General features: G+C 22.7%; 20 protein-coding genes and 1 tRNA gene. 9 read left to right on the top strand and 12 right to left on the bottom strand.

What is annotated here, in order from left to right; translation table 11 throughout:
• Positions 1-174 precede the first annotated feature (174 nt).
• The 10 genes from pnp to greA all read right to left on the bottom strand — a co-directional run bounded on the left by pnp (position 175) and on the right by greA (position 12,217).
• Positions 175-2,277 carry a polyribonucleotide nucleotidyltransferase gene (gene pnp, locus AB4W53_RS01290; protein ID WP_367671638.1) on the bottom strand — a complete coding sequence of 701 codons (2,103 nt, stop codon included), beginning with the start codon at positions 2,275-2,277 and terminating at the stop codon, positions 175-177.
• A 186-nt stretch (positions 2,278-2,463) separates the two neighbouring features.
• Positions 2,464-2,724 carry a 30S ribosomal protein S15 gene (gene rpsO / locus AB4W53_RS01295; protein WP_367671640.1) on the bottom strand — a complete coding sequence of 87 codons (261 nt, stop codon included), beginning with the start codon at positions 2,722-2,724 and terminating at the stop codon, positions 2,464-2,466.
• A 52-nt stretch (positions 2,725-2,776) separates the two neighbouring features.
• Positions 2,777-3,718: a tRNA pseudouridine(55) synthase TruB gene (gene truB / locus AB4W53_RS01300; protein WP_367671641.1), complete on the bottom strand. Its 942-nt coding sequence runs from the start codon at positions 3,716-3,718 to the stop codon at positions 2,777-2,779.
• Positions 3,715-4,092, bottom strand: a complete 378-nt coding sequence (gene rbfA, locus AB4W53_RS01305; protein WP_367671643.1) for a 30S ribosome-binding factor RbfA — start codon at positions 4,090-4,092, stop codon at positions 3,715-3,717. Before rbfA ends, truB begins: the two co-directional genes overlap by 4 nt.
• 70 nt (positions 4,093-4,162) lie before the next feature.
• Complete coding sequence (infB, locus tag AB4W53_RS01310; RefSeq protein WP_367671645.1) at positions 4,163-6,709, bottom strand: translation initiation factor IF-2; 2,547 nt, start codon at positions 6,707-6,709, stop codon at positions 4,163-4,165.
• A 171-nt stretch (positions 6,710-6,880) separates the two neighbouring features.
• Positions 6,881-8,197, bottom strand: coding sequence for a transcription termination factor NusA (nusA, locus tag AB4W53_RS01315; RefSeq protein WP_367671646.1), 1,317 nt, complete (start codon positions 8,195-8,197; stop codon positions 6,881-6,883).
• Positions 8,198-8,450: 253 nt separating this feature from the next.
• Positions 8,451-8,535 (bottom strand) — tRNA-Leu (locus AB4W53_RS01320).
• A gap of 616 nt (positions 8,536-9,151) precedes the next feature.
• The gene (gene ftsH, locus AB4W53_RS01325; protein WP_367672133.1) at positions 9,152-10,954 is read right to left on the bottom strand and encodes an ATP-dependent zinc metalloprotease FtsH; all 1,803 of its coding nucleotides are present in this window, start codon (positions 10,952-10,954) and stop codon (positions 9,152-9,154) included.
• Between the two features lie 53 nt (positions 10,955-11,007).
• On the bottom strand, positions 11,008-11,643 hold the full coding sequence (locus tag AB4W53_RS01330; RefSeq protein WP_367671648.1) for an RlmE family RNA methyltransferase: 636 nt from the start codon (positions 11,641-11,643) through the stop codon (positions 11,008-11,010).
• A gap of 94 nt (positions 11,644-11,737) precedes the next feature.
• Positions 11,738-12,217, bottom strand: a complete 480-nt coding sequence (greA, locus tag AB4W53_RS01335) for a transcription elongation factor GreA (RefSeq protein WP_367671650.1) — start codon at positions 12,215-12,217, stop codon at positions 11,738-11,740.
• A 157-nt stretch (positions 12,218-12,374) separates the two neighbouring features.
• On the opposite strand from greA, the gene AB4W53_RS01340 reads away from it, so the two are divergent.
• The 4 genes from AB4W53_RS01340 (at position 12,375) to cgtA (ending at position 14,638) form a co-directional block, all read left to right on the top strand.
• Complete coding sequence (locus AB4W53_RS01340; protein ID WP_367671652.1) at positions 12,375-12,677, top strand: BolA/IbaG family iron-sulfur metabolism protein; 303 nt, start codon at positions 12,375-12,377, stop codon at positions 12,675-12,677.
• A gap of 205 nt (positions 12,678-12,882) precedes the next feature.
• Positions 12,883-13,194, top strand: a complete 312-nt coding sequence (gene rplU, locus AB4W53_RS01345) for a 50S ribosomal protein L21 (RefSeq protein WP_367671653.1) — start codon at positions 12,883-12,885, stop codon at positions 13,192-13,194.
• Positions 13,195-13,215: 21 nt separating this feature from the next.
• Entirely contained in the window at positions 13,216-13,470 is a 255-nt protein-coding gene (gene rpmA / locus AB4W53_RS01350; protein WP_367671654.1) for a 50S ribosomal protein L27, read from the top strand.
• Positions 13,471-13,618: 148 nt separating this feature from the next.
• On the top strand, positions 13,619-14,638 hold the full coding sequence (cgtA, locus tag AB4W53_RS01355; RefSeq protein WP_367671656.1) for an Obg family GTPase CgtA: 1,020 nt from the start codon (positions 13,619-13,621) through the stop codon (positions 14,636-14,638).
• 106 nt (positions 14,639-14,744) lie between these two features.
• Here cgtA and rpsI read toward each other — a convergent pair whose 3' ends face one another.
• A complete protein-coding gene (gene rpsI / locus AB4W53_RS01360) occupies positions 14,745-15,137 on the bottom strand; it encodes a 30S ribosomal protein S9 (RefSeq protein ID WP_367671657.1) in 393 nt (130 codons plus the stop codon).
• 13 nt (positions 15,138-15,150) lie between these two features.
• Complete coding sequence (gene rplM / locus AB4W53_RS01365) at positions 15,151-15,579, bottom strand: 50S ribosomal protein L13 (protein ID WP_367671658.1); 429 nt, start codon at positions 15,577-15,579, stop codon at positions 15,151-15,153.
• A gap of 171 nt (positions 15,580-15,750) precedes the next feature.
• On the opposite strand from rplM, the gene AB4W53_RS01370 reads away from it, so the two are divergent.
• From AB4W53_RS01370 to rimM, 5 genes are all read left to right on the top strand, one after another.
• Positions 15,751-16,059, top strand: coding sequence for a chorismate mutase (locus AB4W53_RS01370; RefSeq protein WP_367671660.1), 309 nt, complete (start codon positions 15,751-15,753; stop codon positions 16,057-16,059).
• Positions 16,049-16,882, top strand: coding sequence for a prephenate dehydratase (locus AB4W53_RS01375; protein ID WP_367671662.1), 834 nt, complete (start codon positions 16,049-16,051; stop codon positions 16,880-16,882). Before AB4W53_RS01370 ends, AB4W53_RS01375 begins: the two co-directional genes overlap by 11 nt.
• A gap of 64 nt (positions 16,883-16,946) precedes the next feature.
• A complete protein-coding gene (gene ffh, locus AB4W53_RS01380; protein ID WP_367671664.1) occupies positions 16,947-18,299 on the top strand; it encodes a signal recognition particle protein in 1,353 nt (450 codons plus the stop codon).
• 94 nt (positions 18,300-18,393) lie between these two features.
• The gene (rpsP, locus tag AB4W53_RS01385; RefSeq protein ID WP_367671665.1) at positions 18,394-18,645 is read left to right on the top strand and encodes a 30S ribosomal protein S16; all 252 of its coding nucleotides are present in this window, start codon (positions 18,394-18,396) and stop codon (positions 18,643-18,645) included.
• A 16-nt stretch (positions 18,646-18,661) separates the two neighbouring features.
• Positions 18,662-19,174, top strand: a complete 513-nt coding sequence (gene rimM / locus AB4W53_RS01390; protein ID WP_367671666.1) for a ribosome maturation factor RimM — start codon at positions 18,662-18,664, stop codon at positions 19,172-19,174.
• The last annotated feature ends 98 nt before the right edge of the window (positions 19,175-19,272 follow it).

Consider the following 19,272-nt stretch of genomic DNA (forward strand, 5'->3'; position numbering starts at 1 on the left):
TTATAAAATCAAAGTTCATACATCTTGATATATAAAAATGATTTAAAATGAATAAATTGAAAATTTATAATAATATGATTTAAAAATTATCAAAAATAATATTTGTTATTAAAATAATAATATTATTGTTAAAATAAAATTTTTATGTATAATTTTATCTTAAAAATAAATATATTATTTATAAATTTTGTATTTATTCGCTGCTTTAATACTTAATCTTAATCTACCCTGTCTATCTATTTCTAATACTTTTACAGAAACTATTTGAGAAATTTTTAAATAATCAGAAACCTTTTCAACTCTTTTATTATCTATTTGAGAAATATGCACTAATCCTTCTTTTCCTACTCCAATAGATACAAATGCTCCAAATTCAGTAATTCTAATTACTTTACCATTATATATTTTTCCTACTTTAATTTCATCAGTAATTTCTTTAATGCGTTGAATAGCGTTTTTTGCTTTTTTTTCTAATGTTGCTGAAATTTTTATAATACCATTATCTTGAATCTCAATAGTTGTTCCAGTTTCTTCTGTCAGCATACGAATTACGGAACCCCCTTTCCCAATAACATCTCTAATTTTTTCAGGATTAATTTGCATGGTATGAATACGTGGAGCAAATTTAGAAATTTTACTTCTGGGAATACTAATAGATTTTTTCATAAATTTTAAAATAAATAATCTAGCTTTTTTAGCTTCATATAAAGCATCTTTTAAAATCTCGCTGGTAATTCCTGAAATTTTCATATCCATTTGTAATGCAGTAATACCATATTCAGTACCAGACACTTTAAAATCCATATCTCCTAAATGGTCTTCATCTCCTAAAATGTCAGATAATATTACATATTTATTACCTTCTTTAATCAAACCCATTGCTACACCTGCTACTGCAGATTGGATGGGAATACCGGCATCCATCAATGCTAAAGAAGCACCGCATACCGAAGCCATAGAGGAAGATCCATTGGACTCAGTAATTTCAGAAACAATTCTAATAGTATAAGGAAAATCATCTAATTTTGGCATAACTGCCATCATACTACGTTTTGCTAACCTACCATGACCAATTTCACGTCTTTTAGGAGAACCTACCATACCTATTTCTCCAACAGAATAAGGAGGAAAATTATAATGAAATAAAAAGTTATCTATTCTATCTCCTAACAATTCATCTAAATTTTGCGCATCTCTTGATGTTCCTAAAGTAACAGATACTAATGATTGCGTTTCTCCTCGTGTAAATAATGCCGAACCATGAGCTCTCGGTAAAATTCCAGTACGTATATTTAATTTTCTAATCATATTATTTTTTCTACCATCAATACGACATTCACCATGTATAATTTTATTACGAACAACGATTTTTTCAATGTTATATAAAATATTTTCTACTTCAGAATCTATAAATACAATTTCTTCAGAAAGTAATTGTTGTAATACAAATTCTTTAATAGTTTCTAATTTTTCATGACGTTTATTTTTTTCTACTATTTTATATGCATGAATAATTTTTTCTTCAGATAATTTTGAAATTTTAGAAAATAACGGATGTGTTTTAAAATCAAATGCGGTATATTCCCATGGAGTAATATGTACATCTTTGGAAAATAATATAATATTTTCAATTAATTTTTGTTGTTCTTGATGGCCAAATAAAATAGCATTTAAGACTTCAGTTTCATTTAATAAATTTACTTCTGCTTCTACCATTAAAATAGTATCTTTCGTACCAGAGATAACTAAATCTAATTTTGTTTCTTTCATTTCATCAGTAGTAGGATTTAAAATATATTGATTATTAATATATCCAACTCTTGCCGCTCCAATAGGACCTAAAAAAGGTATTCCAGATAATTGTAATGCTACAGAAGAACCAATAATAGCAACAATATCAGGATTAATTTTTGGATTTACAGAAACAACAGTAGCAGTGATTTGAACTTCATTATAAAATCCTTTAGGAAATAAAGGACGAATAGGACGATCAATTAATCTAGCAATTAATATCTCATTTTCACTAGGTCTTCCTTCCCTTCTAAAAAAACCTCCCGGTATTCTTCCAGCAGCATATGTTCTTTCTTGATAATTAATACTCAGAGGAAAATATTTTTGATTAGATGATATTTTTTTATATCCTACTACAGCTACAAAAACAGAAGTATCATCCATGGTAATCATAACGGATGAAGTTGCTTGTCTAGCCATCGTACCTGTTTCTAATGTAATAGTATGTTGGCCGTATTTAAATTTTCGAATAATAGAGTTAAACAAAATCATATCCTTATTTTACATGAAGAGTGTTAATTATATCAATAATATTAATTTTATTAATATCGGTAAAAATTTTATACAATATAATTTGAATATTATAAATGTATAATATAAAAAAAAGAGCTCTTAAAAGCTCTTTCTATTGAAAATGTTAAAAAATATATTTTATAAAAATAAAACATATTATTAATGACGTAATTGCAATTGTTTAACGATATTATTGTATCGAGATATGCTAGTTTTTTTTAAATAATTTAATAATTTTCTTCTTTTAGAAACCATATTTAACAAACCCCTTTTACTAGCAAAATCTTTTTTATGTACTAAGAAATGATTTTTTAAATAATTAATTTGATAACTTAATAAAGAGATTTGTACCTCAGATTTTCCTGTATTACTTTGATTAGAACCATATTGTAGTATTATTTTTTTTTTAAAAGTATTCATTTAAAATATTAATTCTCCAAAAAATTTTGATAAATATATAAAATATAATTTATTATTTCATATTGAATATTTTATATGAAATTAATCGACTATATTGATTTATTTTCCCTATAATAAAAATGTTATTTTTGTTTTTCACAATAATTCTATAAATACCTTCTGTATTTCTTGGAATAGGATAAATATCATTTTTACAAGAAAGAGGTAAATCAGAAAAAAAATTAATTTCCGGTAATTGAAAAAAAAATTTTTTTATAGGTATAAAAAATCTCAAAAAAATATTTTTATCATTATCTATAAATGATAATCTATTTATATGATATAAATTTTTAACATTAATTGTATCTGAAATATTATAAGAAAAAAATTGTATCCTTCTTAAAGCAACAACATGAGCACCACATTGTAGTAATTTTCCTAAATCATGAATTAATGTACGAACATATGTACCTTTAGAACATATTATTTCTAATTCAATAAAATTTCTATTATACTTTATACATCTTAACTGATAAATATAAACATTTTTTTGAATTTTAGGAATAAAAATATTTTTTCTAGCATATTTATATAAAGGAACACCTTTATATTTTTTAGCAGAATATGAAGGAATAACTTGAATAATATTTCCTTGTAATTTTTTTATTGCATCATATAAATCATTTTCAGAAAAATTAATATTTCTTTCTTCTAATACAATCCCTTCAGAATCATATGTTGTAGTAATTTGTCCAAATTTTGCGATAGTACGATATGTTTTTTTTTTTTTTATCAAGTAATCTGAAAATTTTGTACATAATCCCAAACAAATTGGCAATATTCCTGTTGCTAAAGGATCTAACGTACCTATATAACCCAATTTTTTAACAAAAAAAATTTTTTTAATTTTTTGTAGTATTTTATTAGAAGATATCCCTTTTGGTTTGTCTAATAATAATATTCCATGAATATCATTTCGATAAATTATAGGTACATATTTATTGGAATGTATCATCTAATCACATTTTTTAATAAATTAGAAATTTTTATTCCTTCAGATAAAGAATTGTCATGCAAAAAAATTAATTCAGGCATTTTTCGTAAATTAATCTTCTTACATAATATACTTCTAATATACTTTGAAGCTTTTTGTAAAATTAAAATGATATCTTTAATACTATTAAAATTTTTAAAATTATTTACATGGCTTTTATAAGAATCTAAATAACTAATAAAAATTTTTGCTAAAGATAAATCTTGTGATACTTTTACCATAGATACTGTAATTGTAAAATTAATTCTAGGATCCTGAAGATATTTTTGTAGTATTACTGATATTTCTTTTTTTAATTCCTGTGATATTCGTATAGAACGTTTAAAATTTTTCATATCTTTCTTTTTTAAACAACGTATAAAATATTATATAAAATAATATATTTTAAAAAACGCGGAATAATTATCAAAAATTATTTTTTATTGGAAGCATTGCGTATGCTTCTATAATATCTCCAACACGAATATCATTATAATTTTTAATTTTAATACCACATTCTTTTCCAATACCCACTTCTTTAATATCTTCTTTAAAACGACGTAAAGATTCTAATTCTCCTTTATGTATAACAGTATTATTTCTGATAATATGTACTGTATCATTTCTTTTCATACTTCCACTAATTACCATACAACCAGCGATAACAATAGATTTTGTAGGTTTAAAAACAGTTCTAATTTCTGCAGAACCTTCAATAGAAGAACGACAAATAGGAGAATGCATACCTGAAACAGCTAATTTTATATCATCAATTAACTGATATATTACAGAATAATAACGAACATCAACATTTTCTATTTTTATTAATCTTTTAGCAAGAATATTAGGTCTTACATTAAAACCAATAATCATAGCATGTGATGCCATTGCAAGCGAAACATCAGTTTCTGTAATTTCTCCAACATAAGAACTAATGATTGTAACAGTAATATTTTTTTCAGATAAAGGAACAATAGCATTAGAAATAGCTTCTAATGATCCCTGAACATCACATTTTAAAATAATATTTAATTCATTATTTTTTTTATTTACAATATTATCAAAAATATTATCTAAATTAATTTTCTTTTTTTGTTTTAATGTATTATTTCTAAATATATTTTTTCTATGTAAAACAATTTGACGAACTTTTTGTTCATTTTTTACAACATAAAAAATGTCTCCGCTATTAGGTATATCTGATAATCCTAATATTTCTATAGGAATAGATGGAGTAGCATATTTTAATATGTTATTAAAAGAATCCCGCATAAAACGTACCTTACCATATGTACAACCACACAATATATTATCACCTTTATTTAATCTTCCTTCTTGAATTAATATAGTAGCAAGAGGTCCGCGATTTTTATCCAGCGATGCTTCAATTACTACTCCATGCGAAATACCACAATTTGCAGCAAATAATTCTAATATTTCCGCTTGTAATAATATTGCACGCAATAAATTATCAATTCCTTCTCCAGTAACTGAGGATACATTCACAAATATTGTTTCTCCACCCCATTCTTCAGATAATATTTGGTGTTGTAATAATTCTTTTTTTACTTTCTCAATATTAGATTCTGGTTTATCAATTTTATTAATTGCGACTAATAATGGGACATTAGCAGCTTTTGCATGTTGAATAGCCTCTATCGTTTGAGGTTTTACTCCATCATCTCCAGCTACTACTAAAATAACAATATCAGTAATTTGTGCACCACGAGCACGCATGGCAGTAAATGCAGCATGTCCGGGAGTATCTAAAAAAGTAATAATTCCATATTTTGTTTTAACATGATAAGCACCAATATGTTGAGTAATATTTCCTGCTTCTTTATCAACAATATTGGTAGAACGGATATAATCTAATAATGATGTTTTTCCATGATCTACATGACCCATAATAGTAACTACAGGAGGACGTAAAACTTTTTTATATTTTTTATTTTCTTGATGAAATTCATGAATTATTGATTTTTCTAAAAAATTATCATCATGTAAAACAGCATTATATCCCATTTCTTCTACAATTAATTGAGCAGTTTCTTGATCAATAATTTGATCAATAGTGACTGCATGACCCATATTTAAACATCTTCGAATCATTTCAGATCCTTTAATAGCCATTTTACTTGCTAATTCAGAAATTTTTATTGTATCATTGATAATAATATTTTTTTTAATTATTGTAATCGATTTATAATTACTATTTTCACATGTAATATTTTTCTTATTACTCTGATCAACATGATTATGAAAAGTATGATTTTTTTTTTCTTTAGAATAATTAATATTATTATCAGAATGTAAATGATCATGTTTTATGTTATATTGTGTATTTGTATTTTTTATAAAAGATTCATCATCAATTGTATACTTTGGTATTTTTTTAATATGAGAAATATTTTTAATACGATGCTTATAGGATAAATTTTGTATTATAGATTCATGAGGTAATATAGAAATACTTTTTTTTGATACATTTGTGATCTTATTTCGTATAATATTCTTTTTTTTATATATTTTCTTAACATTTTCTTCAAGAAAAACATTTTCTTTATTCATATTTATTGTATATAAATGTTCAATATTTTTAAATAAATTACTTTTAATAATTTTTTTTCTTTTATGAATTTTATTTTTTTTGTTATTAACTATTTTTTTTAAATTAATTTTTTGATTAGTATCGATATTTTTGAAACTGGAACTTTCATTGTGTAAATGTACAGAATTTTTTTCTTTTTTTACAAATATATCATTTTTACAATTCATATACTTTTTATTATTATTTTTATGAAAAATCAATTCATTTTTAGAAGATAAATAATGTAATAAAATTTTTTTTTCATGTAATGAAACATCATCGTTTTTATTTTTTACAATCCCAACATTTGCAAAATATTTTATTAATTTTAAAATCGATATATTCATTGTATCAGCAAGCGATTTTAAAGTAATATTTACCATACTATTCCTTATATAATGTAAATAAATGATTGAACTAGCAAATATTACGAAAAAATAATTCATAATATAATATAATTTTTTATACTTTCAATATTTATAATAATTATCAATATTTTCTTTGCTAAATTTATAATTTTTATTAAAAAATCCATTTTACATAAAAAATTAAAATTAATATTTTTTATTTTTTAAAATATTATTTTTATTTTTTTTAACACCATATCTTTTTTTTAATAATAACATAGAAATATATTGACTTAATTTATCTTTTAATTCATAAATCATGTCTTTTTTTAATTCTTTGATTTCTAATAATTTTAAAAAAGGAATACAAATTAATTTACCTATAGAAGTTAAACCCTCTTTAAATAAAATATTTAAAATATTTACATTAATGTCTAATTTTTTAATTAAAATATCATTTGTATGATATATTTTTTTTTTACTTTTTTTATATATATCATCTGCTTGCATAACATTTAATTCCCATCCAACTAAACTAGAAATAAGACGAATATTTTGACCATATTTTCCAATGACTTGAGGTAAATTTTTTACATCTACTAAAATATCCATAGAATTTATCTCTTTATGTACAATAATAGAAATAATATTCACTGGAGAAATAGCATTTATTACAAATTTTGCAGGATTAGCATTCCATAAAATAATATCTATTTTTTCTCCACAAAACTCTTTAGATATTGATTGTACCCTTATACCTCGCAATCCTACACAAGCACCAATAGGATCTATACTAACATTATTAGTTTTTACAGCAATTTTAGAACGAAATCCTGGATTTCTAGAAATTGCCTTTATTTCTATAATATTTTTTAAAATTTCTGGAACTTCAATCCGTAATAATTCTTGTAACATTGAAACTTTTGAACGACTAACAAATAGTTGAATACCTTTTTTTTTAGGTTGAATATCATATAATATACCACAAATACGATCTCCAACTCTAAAAATTTCTTTAGGTAACATATTTTCCTTAGTTATGATAGCATGAATAGAATGTTTTAATTCTAAAAGAATATAATCACGATGTATTTTTTTAACTATACCATTTACAATCTTCCCTTTTAAATTATAAAATTTTTTTGTGACCATCATTCTTTCTGCTGCTTTAACCTTTTTTATAATAATTGTTTTAGCAATTTGAGTAGTAATTCTATCAAAATTCACTGATTGAATTTCATCTTCTATAAATTCATTTAATTGTGCTGACTCATTTTCAAAACGTGCTGCTTCTAAAGTAATTTCTTTAGTCGGATGATTAACTTTATTAACAATTATCCATCTACGAAAAGTATTAAAATTACCGTTTTGTCGATTAATATTTACTCGAACATAAATTTCTTGAGTATATTTTTTTTGTGTTGCTATAGATAATGCAATTTCTAAAGCTTCAAAAATTTTTTCACGTGGTAATAATTTTTGATGAGAAACTGATTCTACCACTGACAAAATTTTTTTATTCATATTATATCCTCAAACATTTACTATGTTCATATATAAAAACAATATACTTATAAAAATTCTTATGTAATATTATTTGATAATATCCCTATATACTTTACATATAAAATGATAATAGTATTTTTACTAATGATACCAATTAAAAAATTTTTTAAAACATTCAAATATATATATTTTAATATACAAAAAATAATTAACATAATAAATCATATACTTATTAGATATAATATACTAAAAGATTTTACAATAAGTATTATACCGAGAGCGGGAGTTGAACCCACATGCTAATTAATAGCACTATCTTCTCAAGATAGCGTGTTTACCTGTTTCACCATCTCGGTAAATATCATATTTTTAAAATCATTATAATAAAAATGTTTAATATATAAAATATTTGGTACTTAAAATTTTTTATGATTTTATCAAATATATTTTAAAATTAATTTTTATTATTTAGAATACATATTATCATACTAAAAACAAAAAACAATATAATAAATACTTTTATTAAAAAGTATACCGAAAAATTATTATAAATACAATTTAAAATACTAAATTGATTATTATTACTATAATTAAATGTATGATGTTCAGAAGTAGGATTAAAAACAATTAAACCAATCAACATTAAAGAAATAAATATAAACAGTATTATAATAATATTGTATATCATGTTATATTAATCCCTAATAATATATAAAATTTTACATTATACTTTAATACTATGATTACTGAAAATATCACTGTAATAATGAAAATATCATCATTATCCTACTATTATTTTATATTAAATAATAGCAGAATATAATAAAAATATCATATTTTTAACATATCATGTAAATTGTAAATAAATATTATATTCGTATAATATATTAACTAATATAACTGTATTATGTAAATATTTATAAATATTTAATATAATATATTTTATCTTATATAATATATTATATACTATATTTATTGAATTAATTCTCTATTCATCAGATCATTAATTTGCATCAAATCAATAGTTTCATATTTCATTAAAGAATTTTTCATAGCATGTAAAATATCTAAATTATTATATAAGATTTCTTGTGCACGACAATAATTTCTTTCAATAATAATTTTTATTTCTTGATCAATAATTCGTGCTGTTTCATCAGAAACATATTTAGAATTAGAAAATGTTCCATTTAAAAAAATATCTTCATTTTCATGATCTGTATATAATAATGGTCCCAACTTCTCAGAAAAACCCCATTTTGTTACCATATTACGAGCTAAATTAGTAGCCATTTTAATATCATTCATAGCCCCAGTAGAAACTTTTTGAGGACCATAAATTATTTCTTCTGCTAAACGACCTCCATATAAAGTAGAAATTTGGCTTTCTAATTTTTCTTTACTAATACTAAATACATCAGATTCAGGTAAAAAAAATGTAATACCCAATGCACGACCTCTTGGTACAATAGTAACTTTATGCACTGGATCATGTGCAGGAACTAATCGACCAACAATAACATGACCAGATTCATGATATGCAGTAAATTCTTTTTGCTCCTCTGTCATAATCATAGATTTTCTTTCACATCCAATGATCATTTTATCTTTTGCTTTTTCAAATTCTTTCATAGAAACAAATTTTTTATTATCTCTTGCAGCAAATAAAGCAGATTCATTAACTAAATTAGATAAATCAGCACCAGAAAATCCTGGAGTACTACGTGCAATAACCATAGGATCAACATCAGAAGATATAGGAATATTTTTCATATGTACTTGTAATATTTTTTCTCTTCCTCTAATATCTGGTAAAGACACCATCACTTGTCTATCAAATCTCCCGGGACGCAATAAAGCAGCATCTAAAACATCAGGTCTATTTGTAGCAGCAATTAATATAATACCTTCATTACCTGTAAAACCATCCATTTCTACTAGCATTTGATTTAAAGTTTGTTCTCTTTCATCATTACCACCACTAAAAATCGTACCTCTTTGTCTTCCTACAGCATCAATTTCATCTATAAATATTATACAAGGAGAAATTTTTCTTGCATGTTTAAAAATATCACGTACTCTTGAAGCACCAACACCAACAAACATTTCAACAAAATCTGAACCAGATAATGACAAAAATGATACTTTTGCTTCACCAGCAATCGCTTTTGCAAGTAAAGTTTTTCCTGTTCCAGTAGGACCGATCATTAATATACCTTTTGGTATTTTACCACCTAATTTTTGAAATTTTTTAGGTTCTTTTAAATATTCCACTAATTCACTTACTTCTTCTTTTGCTTCATCACATCCTGCAACATCTGCAAAAGTAATTTGCATTTTACTATCAGAAAAAATATGAGTTTTACTTTTTCCAAAAGAAGTAGATCCTTTACCAACATTATTTTTAACTTGACGTATAAAATATAACCAAATTCCTATCAATAACAAAGTTGGAAACCATGCAATAAATATTGAAAAAAAAATATTTTGTTTTTTTGGAGCTATTCCAGTGATAGTGACATGATGCGATAAAAGAGAGTTAAGTAATGTATTATCATGTATAGGAATATAAGTAGTATATTTATTATTTTCTTTACTTACAAAACTAATATCATTACCATTAATACGAACTTTTCGAATTTTATGTTTATTCAATAAAGATACAAAAGAAGAGTAATCAATATTTCGTACAGTGGTACTATGTAAATTAAAACCAATCAAAATGCATATGAAAACAATAAATACCATAAACCAAAAAAAATAATTTTTAAATATATCACGCAAGATATTAACCTCATTACAATGACACGGATATGAAAAATGAAGATCTATATGCTAACTTTAAAACCTTTAGCTAAAATAAAAATTTCCCGAGAGCGATTACGTGAAGCATTTGGTTTACAAATTTTAACCATATTAAAATACATCCGCAATTTATTAACAAAATTTTTTAATTGTATATTTTGAAAAATTTTTACTAAAAAAAAACCATTTTTTGATAGTACATTCTTAACAATTTTAAAAGCTACTTCGTTGAGAAACAATGATTTCGGTATATCTATAGAAGATATACCAGTAATATTAGGAGAAATATCGGACATGACTACATGAATTTTTTTTTTTTTTATTACATTTAATATGCAATATATTTTTTCATCTTGTAAAATATCATGCTGAAAAAAATAAACTCCTGGGATAGGACGCATATTATTAATATCAAAAGATATTACACACCCCCCCTTTTTATTAACTTTTTTGATTGCATATTGAGACCAACTACCAGGAGAAGAACCTAAATCAATTATATTCATACCATGTTTAAATAAAGAATATTTTTTATCTATTTCATATAATTTAAACCATGCTCGGGAACGTAATCCGTTTTTATAAGCATTTTGAACATATATATCTCGAAAGTGTTCACGCAACCAAATTTTCGAACTCATACTACGATTTTTATTCATAATAAATATTGTATAAAATTTTTTATTTTACAAACTATAATAGTGATGAAATACATACTTTTATATTGTAAAATAGTGATTATGTTATTAACGATTAAACATATTTTATACTTAATATTTGATATTTTATGATACCAGAAGGAGTATTTACAGAAACAACATCTAATTTCTTTTTTCCAATTAAACTTCTTGCAATAGGAGAATTTATAGAAATCAAACCTTTTTTAAAATCTGATTCATCATCTCCCACAATACAAAAAGTAAATTTTTTATTTGTATGAATGTTTAATATACTAACAGTAGCTCCAAAAACTACTGTACCATCACAAATAATATTTTTAATATCAATAACCTGTGCATAATACAATTTCGTTTCAATCTCTTTAATTCTTTTTTCACAAAATGCTTGTTCTTCTCTTGCTGCATGATATTCAGCATTTTCTTTTAAATCACCATGTTTTCTTGCTTCAGAAATCGCAGAAATAATTTTTGGTCTTATAACATTTTTTAATTTTTTTAATTCTAAATTAAGTTTTTTCACGCCTTTAATAGTCATCGGAATTTTCTTCATCATTATATTCCTTACAATCTACCTTAAAAATTTATAATTGATATTATTTTCACAGTACCATGTATCATGCATATTTGAAAATATTGAAATACATAGTGTAAATAAATAAAAAATTATAGAAATATTATTATAATAATTTTCATAATTCATTTATAATATTATGAATACTAATACTAATAAAAAAAATATCAATATGAATATTCAAAAATTAAAACAAAAAATTATACAAAATACTCAAATCAAAAAAGTATTTATTCATGGGGATACGCAACACGTATATATTACTGCTATTGGAGATATTTTTAGTAACATGAGTGATATTCAGAAACAAAAAATAATTTATCAACCATTAACAAAATATATTATGGAAAAAAAAATTCATGCAATTACAATAAATACATTTACTGAATTAGAATGGATAAAAAAAAATAAAAATAATATAAATAATGCCAAATATCAATAAAAATATTTTAGTATCTTCAATCAACTAATATAATTGCATTGAAAAATTTCTATAAATATCTTGATAACAAATACTAAACATAACAAATAATATATTTTTATCATATTCCAAATCAAATTTTTTAAAAAATATCCATAAATATATAATATAAATAACTATTTTCTGTATAAAATATTTTAATATTTATTCTTATTGAGGAGTTATTATGTATGCTATTTTTTCGAATGGAGGTAAACAATATCAAGTACAAAGAGGGCAAACTATTCGATTAGAAAAAATTAATGCCAAAAAAGGAGATAACATCACATTTGATAATATATTAATGTTAATTAAAGAAAAAAATATTCAATTGGGAACACCATCTATAAAAAATAGTAGTATTATTGGAAATATTATACAACATGGAAGAGAAAAAAAAATTAAAATTATAAAATTTCGTAAAAGAAAACATTTTAAAAAACAACAAGGACACCGACAATATTTTACAGATGTTAAAATTACTCAAATTAATTATTAAAATTTTGCATAAAGGTACCTTATGGCACAGAAAAAAGCTGGAGGATCTACCAGAAACGGAAGAGATTCTCATTCAAAAAGATTAGGAATTAAAAAATTTGGCGGAGAAAATGTATTATCAGGAACTATTATCGTTAAACAAAGAGGAACAAAGTTCCATCCTGGAGAAAATACAAAAATAGGAAAAGATCATACAATATTTGCAATAAAAAAAGGAAAAGTATTATTTACAATAAAAGGTATAAAAAATAAAAAATATATTAATATTATTACTTAATAATTATAAATTACAAAAAATATGGTATATCTTTTATAATGACTCCTTTATTTTAAAATAAATAAAGGAGCATGATAATAAAATACTGTAATAAAAAATTTTTCAATATTATTATGAATATTTTTCAATCAAATATGAGAAAAATACTATGAAATTTGTTGATCAAGTAAAAATAAAAGTTACTGCTGGTAATGGTGGAGATGGCTGTATTCATTTTAGAAGAGAAAAATTTGAACCTAAAGGAGGACCAGATGGTGGTAATGGAGGAAATGGAGGAAATATTTGGATAAAAATCGACCACAATCTTAATACACTAGTAGATTATCAATTTAAAAAAAATATTATTGCAAATCATGGTCAAGTTGGTCAAGTAAATAATAAATCTGGGAAAAATGGTTCTGATATAATTATTAAAGTTCCTATAGGAACTAGAATTATAAATTATGAAACCAAAGAAATTATTACAGATTTAAATAACATAAATACACAAATATTAATTGCAAAAGGCGGGAAAAAAGGCATTGGAAACACAAAATTTAAATCTTCAATTAATCGTACACCATATCAAAACACTAAAGGAAAAAAAGGAGAACAACTATATATTCAATTAGAATTAATGTTAATTGCTGATGTAGGAATTATTGGCTTACCCAATTCTGGAAAATCAACACTAATACAAGCAATCTCAAATGCAAAACCCAAAATAGGTTTATATCCTTTTACTACTATCATTCCAACTTTAGGAACAGTAAAACTAAAAAATAATAAAACATTTATAGTAGCAGATATACCAGGTTTAATTCAAGGAGCATCACATGGAATAGGATTAGGAATCAAATTTCTAAAACATATAGAAAGATGTTATATCTTACTACATCTTGTTGATATTTCTCAAAAAATAGAAAATATTTTAAATAATATTCATATCATTCAAATAGAATTAAAAAAATATAGTAAATATTTATATAATAAACCAACATGGTTAATTTTTAATAAAATTGATTATAATAATGAAAATATAATAAAAAAAAAAATTACATATATTATTAATAAAATAAAAATTTGTAAAAATTTTTATTATATTTCAGCCATGAAAAATATTGGAACTGAAAAACTTTGTTATCAAATAGTAAATTTTTTAGAAAAAAAGAAATCATTTTTATTTTAAATAATAACTTGTTATAAAACGGAAAGTATAAAAATTTTATATGTCAAATACATATAAAATCCGGAGATTGCGATGTTCCGGATTCAAATATATAATATTTGAGTAATTATCTTTTAGAAAATTGTGGTCTCTTTCTTGCTTTTCGTAATCCTATTTTTTTTCTTTCAACTTGTCTTGCATCACGAGTTATAAATCCTAATTTTCTTAATTCAGTTCTAAAAGATATATCATATTTTATTAATGCACGAGAAATCCCTTGAAGAATAGCTCCTTTTTGTCCAGAAATTCCTCCTCCTTTAACTGTAATATAAAAATTCAACTTATTATACATATCAGTTACATATAGTGGATGTAAAATCACCATACGTGTAGTTTCAATAGGAAAGTATTTTAATAATGTTTTTTGATTAATAATAATATTACCAACTCCTCTTTTTAAAAAAACACGAGCAGAAGAACTTTTACGACGCCCTGTAGCATAATTATCATAATTCATCATATAACATCCAATATTAAATATTTAAAAATTGTGGTTTTTGTGCTTCATGATCATGAATATTAAAAGCATAAACTTTTAATTTACGAAACATAGATTGACCTAATGGACCTTTAGGTAACATGCCTTTCACAGCAATTCTAATAATTTTTTCAGGATATTTTAATAACATATCTTGAAAAGAAATTTTTTTAATTCCGCCTATATATCCTGTATGCCGATAATAAAACTTATTTATTTTTTTTTTTCCAGTAACAATAACTTTAGCAGCATTAATAATAATAATATAATCTCCAACATCTAAATGAGGAGAATATTCTACTTTATGTTTTCCTCTTAAATAATAAGATACTTTAGTAGATAATCTTCCTAATACTTTATTGCTTGCATCAACACAATACCATTTTTTTTTTATATCATTGGAATGAACTAAAAGTGTTTTCATAAAAACTCCATAATATCTTCTAAAAACATAATAAATCTATTATTTACTGTAAAATATTTTATTATTTTCAATATAATATATAATAATTATATTATAAAAAATATTATTCTTTATAATATATTTAATCACATTTCCCAATATATTCATTATCATAATAAAAGGGTATTACAAATGCACTCTAATAATATATTATTAAACTTACGTAATAAAATTAATAAGATTGATGAATCAATATTACATTTATTATCTAAAAGAAAAGAAATTGTTATTCAAATTGCAAAAATCAAAATTCTGCATAATCTTCCTATAAAAGATAAAAATAGAGAACGAGAACTTCTCAATACCTTAATTACATTTGGAAAAACATATAATATTTCTAAAAATTATATTTGTAATATATTTAAAATGATTATTCAAGATTCTATCTTAACACAAACAAATATAAAAGATAAATTAAATAAAAAAAAATATGATATTTAAAAAAACAATTTCTTTTTTAGGTCCTATAGGATCATATTCGTATCTTGCAACTATGAAATATATCGAAAAATTTAATAAAAAATATTATCTAAAAGAACATAAAAATTTTCAAAAAATATTTGACGATTTAAAAAATTATAAATCTCATTATGCAATAATTCCTATTCAAAATAATAGTTCTGGATTTATAAATGAAACATATCATTTATTATGTAATAGTAAATTGTGTATATCTGGGGAATTCCATCTTCTGATTCAACATTGTTTAATAGCAAATAACAATACTAGTATAGAATCTATACAAAAAATTTATAGTCATTCTCAACCATTTGCTCAATGTAGCCAATTTCTTCAAAATTTTACAAGATGGAAACTAAAATACACAAACAGTACTTCGGAAGCTATGCAAATAATATCTAAAATCAATAATAATCATGTTGCTGCTATTGGAAATCCAATCAGTGCTAAAATTTACAATTTAAAGATAATATTGTCAAATATATCAAACAAAATCAACAACTATACAAAATTTTTAATTTTATCAAATGAAAAAAAAAATATTATTGATAATCGAAATGTAAAAACAGTATTAATTCTTTTAAAAAAAACCATTGTATTCTCTGAAATCGTATCTATATTTCAAAAATATAATTTAAAAATCAAGGAAATTAAAAAAAATTATCAAAATACATTTCAAAAAACTATATACATAGAAATTGAAAACCACATACAATCTGAAAATATTCAAAATGTAATTAATATTTTGCATAAAAAAAATATACTAATAAAGTTTTTAAGTTGCTATAAAAAATTAATAGTATAAAAATTTTAAATATTTATATTATCAACCTTACAATTTATAAACAATCATCTTTTGAGAATCAGAAATGTTTAATAATCTTTCAAAAAAATTTATAAAAATTATTCAAAATATTTCAGGATATGGAAGAATTACAAAACAAGATATTCAAAATACCTTAAGAGAAATTAGAAAAACATTATTAGAAGCAGATGTATCATTATTAATTATCAAAATACTAATAAAAAAAATAAAAACTAAAATTATTGGTAAAAATATTAATAGTAGTTTAACACCAGGTCAAGAAGTAATTAAAATTCTCAAAGAGGAATTATTATCTATTATAGAACGTAAAGACAATAATATAAATCTATCTGTAGCATCTCCTGCTGTAATTTTAATGATGGGATTACAAGGATCAGGAAAAACAACTAGTGTAATTAAATTAGGAAAATTTATATATAATAATTATAAAAAAAAAGTATTAGTTGCTTCTACTGATATTTATCGTCCTGCTGCAATTAAACAGTTAAAAATTTTATCTCAAAATAATAAAATTGATTTTTTTAAATCCAAAAATATAAATAATACCGTTCTCATTAGTCAAGAGTGTATAAAGTATGCAAAAAAAAAGTTATATGATGTTCTTATACTAGATACTGCAGGAAGATTACATACTAACGAACATATGATGCAGGAACTTTATAATATCAAAAATACTATTCAACCAATCGAAACATTTTTTGTGATCGATACTATGATGGGACAAGAATCCATAAACATAGCTGATCATTTTAACCAATCCATCAATGTTACAGGACTCATATTAACTAAACTTGATAGTGATACTCGTGGAGGATCTGCGCTATCTGCAAGTTATATTACAAAAAAACCAATCAAATTTATTGGTACAGGAGAACAAATAAAATCATTTGAAATATTTAATGCAGAAAAAATAGTATCTAAAATTTTAGGCATGCATAATACACTTTCTATAATAGAAAATATAGAAAAAAAAATTGGTAAAAAAAATATTCAAAAAATAAAAGAAAAAATAAAACAAAATAATAAATTTAACTTGTATGATTTTAAATTACAAATGCAACAAATGGAAAAATTAGGGGGTATTAAAAATGTATTATCAAAATTTCCCATAGGAAATAGTTGTTTTAAAAATTTTCAGAACCAAAATAATAAAAAATTTTTTTCAAAAATAGAAGCAATCATAAATTCTATGACACCATTCGAAAGAACACATCCAGAAAGTATTAAAGGATCACGAAAAAAAAGAATTGCATGTGGATCTGGAACTAATATACAGGATATTAATAAATTATTAAAACAATTTCATGAATTAAAAAACATGATGAAAAAAATACAAAAAAATGGTATCCAAAAAACTATTCAATATTTTAAAAATATGATTCCTAATATATTTTAAATATATATAATATATTATCTTAATATTAAAAATCATACATAATATATTTTATATTCAAATATATAATAAAAATTTAAAAATTTAAGAGGAAATTATGGTAAAAATTAGATTATCATTAAAAGGAGCAAAAAAAAAACCATTTTATAAAATTGTTGCCGCAGATAGTAGATCTCCAAGAGATGGTAAATTTATTGAACAATTAGGGTTTTTTGATCCCAGAAATATAGATCCAAAAAAAAAAATATATATCAATATAAATCGTATTAAATATTGGATAAAAAATGGAGCTGTATTATCAAATCGAATTAATAATATTATTAAAAATATTAATAAATTTTATAAATAAAAGATAATTTATAAACATGAAAAATTTATTCATTGTTGGTAGTATAGGATCTGCACATGGTATATTAGGATGGAACTATATTAATTCTTATACTGAAATTAAAAATAATATTCTAAACTATCAACCATGGTTTATAACAATCGAAAACATTTTACAAAATATTTATATAGAAAAAAAAAAAATATATAACAATAGAATATATGTAAAATTTAAACATATTAACAATCGAAATCAATCAATACAATTAACAAATAAAATTATTCAAATCAAAAAAAAACAATTACCTATATTAAAAAACTGTGAATATTATTGGAAAGATATTCTTTATTGTTCTGTTTTTAACATACAGAAAATATTTATTGGAGTCGTAATTCAAATTCTAAGATCAAAGAAAAATGACATACTGGTTATTGAACATCATAATACATTGCATAAAAAAAAAATATTAATTCCATTTATCGAGAAAATTTTTATTAAAAAAATTGATCTTTTCAATAAAAATATTTACATCAATGAAGATATTTTATAATATAAAAATGATTTAATAAATATTTATGTATAAAAATATTATTCATTATCAAAATATATTATTATAATATCACTAACAACATACAGTATGTATTATAA

This window comes from Buchnera aphidicola (Myzocallis carpini) (assembly GCF_964059025.1).
Classification (GTDB): Bacteria; Pseudomonadota; Gammaproteobacteria; order Enterobacterales; family Enterobacteriaceae; genus Buchnera_L; species Buchnera_L aphidicola_AK.

Bases quoted from the DNA above. Each gene is read 5' to 3' on its own strand.
- AB4W53_RS01330 (WP_367671648.1), bottom strand. From the start codon at position 11,643: ATGAATAAAAATCGTAGTATGAGTTCGAAAATTTGGTTGCGTGAACAC.
- rpsP (WP_367671665.1), top strand. From the start codon at position 18,394: ATGGTAAAAATTAGATTATCATTAAAAGGAGCAAAAAAAAAACCATTT.
- infB (WP_367671645.1), bottom strand. From the start codon at position 6,709: ATGGTAAATATTACTTTAAAATCGCTTGCTGATACAATGAATATATCG.
- nusA (WP_367671646.1), bottom strand. From the start codon at position 8,197: ATGAATAAAAAAATTTTGTCAGTGGTAGAATCAGTTTCTCATCAAAAA.
- AB4W53_RS01340 (WP_367671652.1), top strand. From the start codon at position 12,375: ATGAATACTAATACTAATAAAAAAAATATCAATATGAATATTCAAAAA.
- ffh (WP_367671664.1), top strand. From the start codon at position 16,947: ATGTTTAATAATCTTTCAAAAAAATTTATAAAAATTATTCAAAATATT.
- greA (WP_367671650.1), bottom strand. From the start codon at position 12,217: ATGATGAAGAAAATTCCGATGACTATTAAAGGCGTGAAAAAACTTAAT.
- truB (WP_367671641.1), bottom strand. From the start codon at position 3,718: ATGATACATTCCAATAAATATGTACCTATAATTTATCGAAATGATATT.
- AB4W53_RS01370 (WP_367671660.1), top strand. From the start codon at position 15,751: ATGCACTCTAATAATATATTATTAAACTTACGTAATAAAATTAATAAG.
- rplU (WP_367671653.1), top strand. From the start codon at position 12,883: ATGTATGCTATTTTTTCGAATGGAGGTAAACAATATCAAGTACAAAGA.
- rpsI (WP_367671657.1), bottom strand. From the start codon at position 15,137: ATGATGAATTATGATAATTATGCTACAGGGCGTCGTAAAAGTTCTTCT.
- rpmA (WP_367671654.1), top strand. From the start codon at position 13,216: ATGGCACAGAAAAAAGCTGGAGGATCTACCAGAAACGGAAGAGATTCT.
- rplM (WP_367671658.1), bottom strand. From the start codon at position 15,579: ATGAAAACACTTTTAGTTCATTCCAATGATATAAAAAAAAAATGGTAT.
- rpsO (WP_367671640.1), bottom strand. From the start codon at position 2,724: ATGAATACTTTTAAAAAAAAAATAATACTACAATATGGTTCTAATCAA.
- rimM (WP_367671666.1), top strand. From the start codon at position 18,662: ATGAAAAATTTATTCATTGTTGGTAGTATAGGATCTGCACATGGTATA.
- cgtA (WP_367671656.1), top strand. From the start codon at position 13,619: ATGAAATTTGTTGATCAAGTAAAAATAAAAGTTACTGCTGGTAATGGT.
- AB4W53_RS01375 (WP_367671662.1), top strand. From the start codon at position 16,049: ATGATATTTAAAAAAACAATTTCTTTTTTAGGTCCTATAGGATCATAT.
- rbfA (WP_367671643.1), bottom strand. From the start codon at position 4,092: ATGAAAAATTTTAAACGTTCTATACGAATATCACAGGAATTAAAAAAA.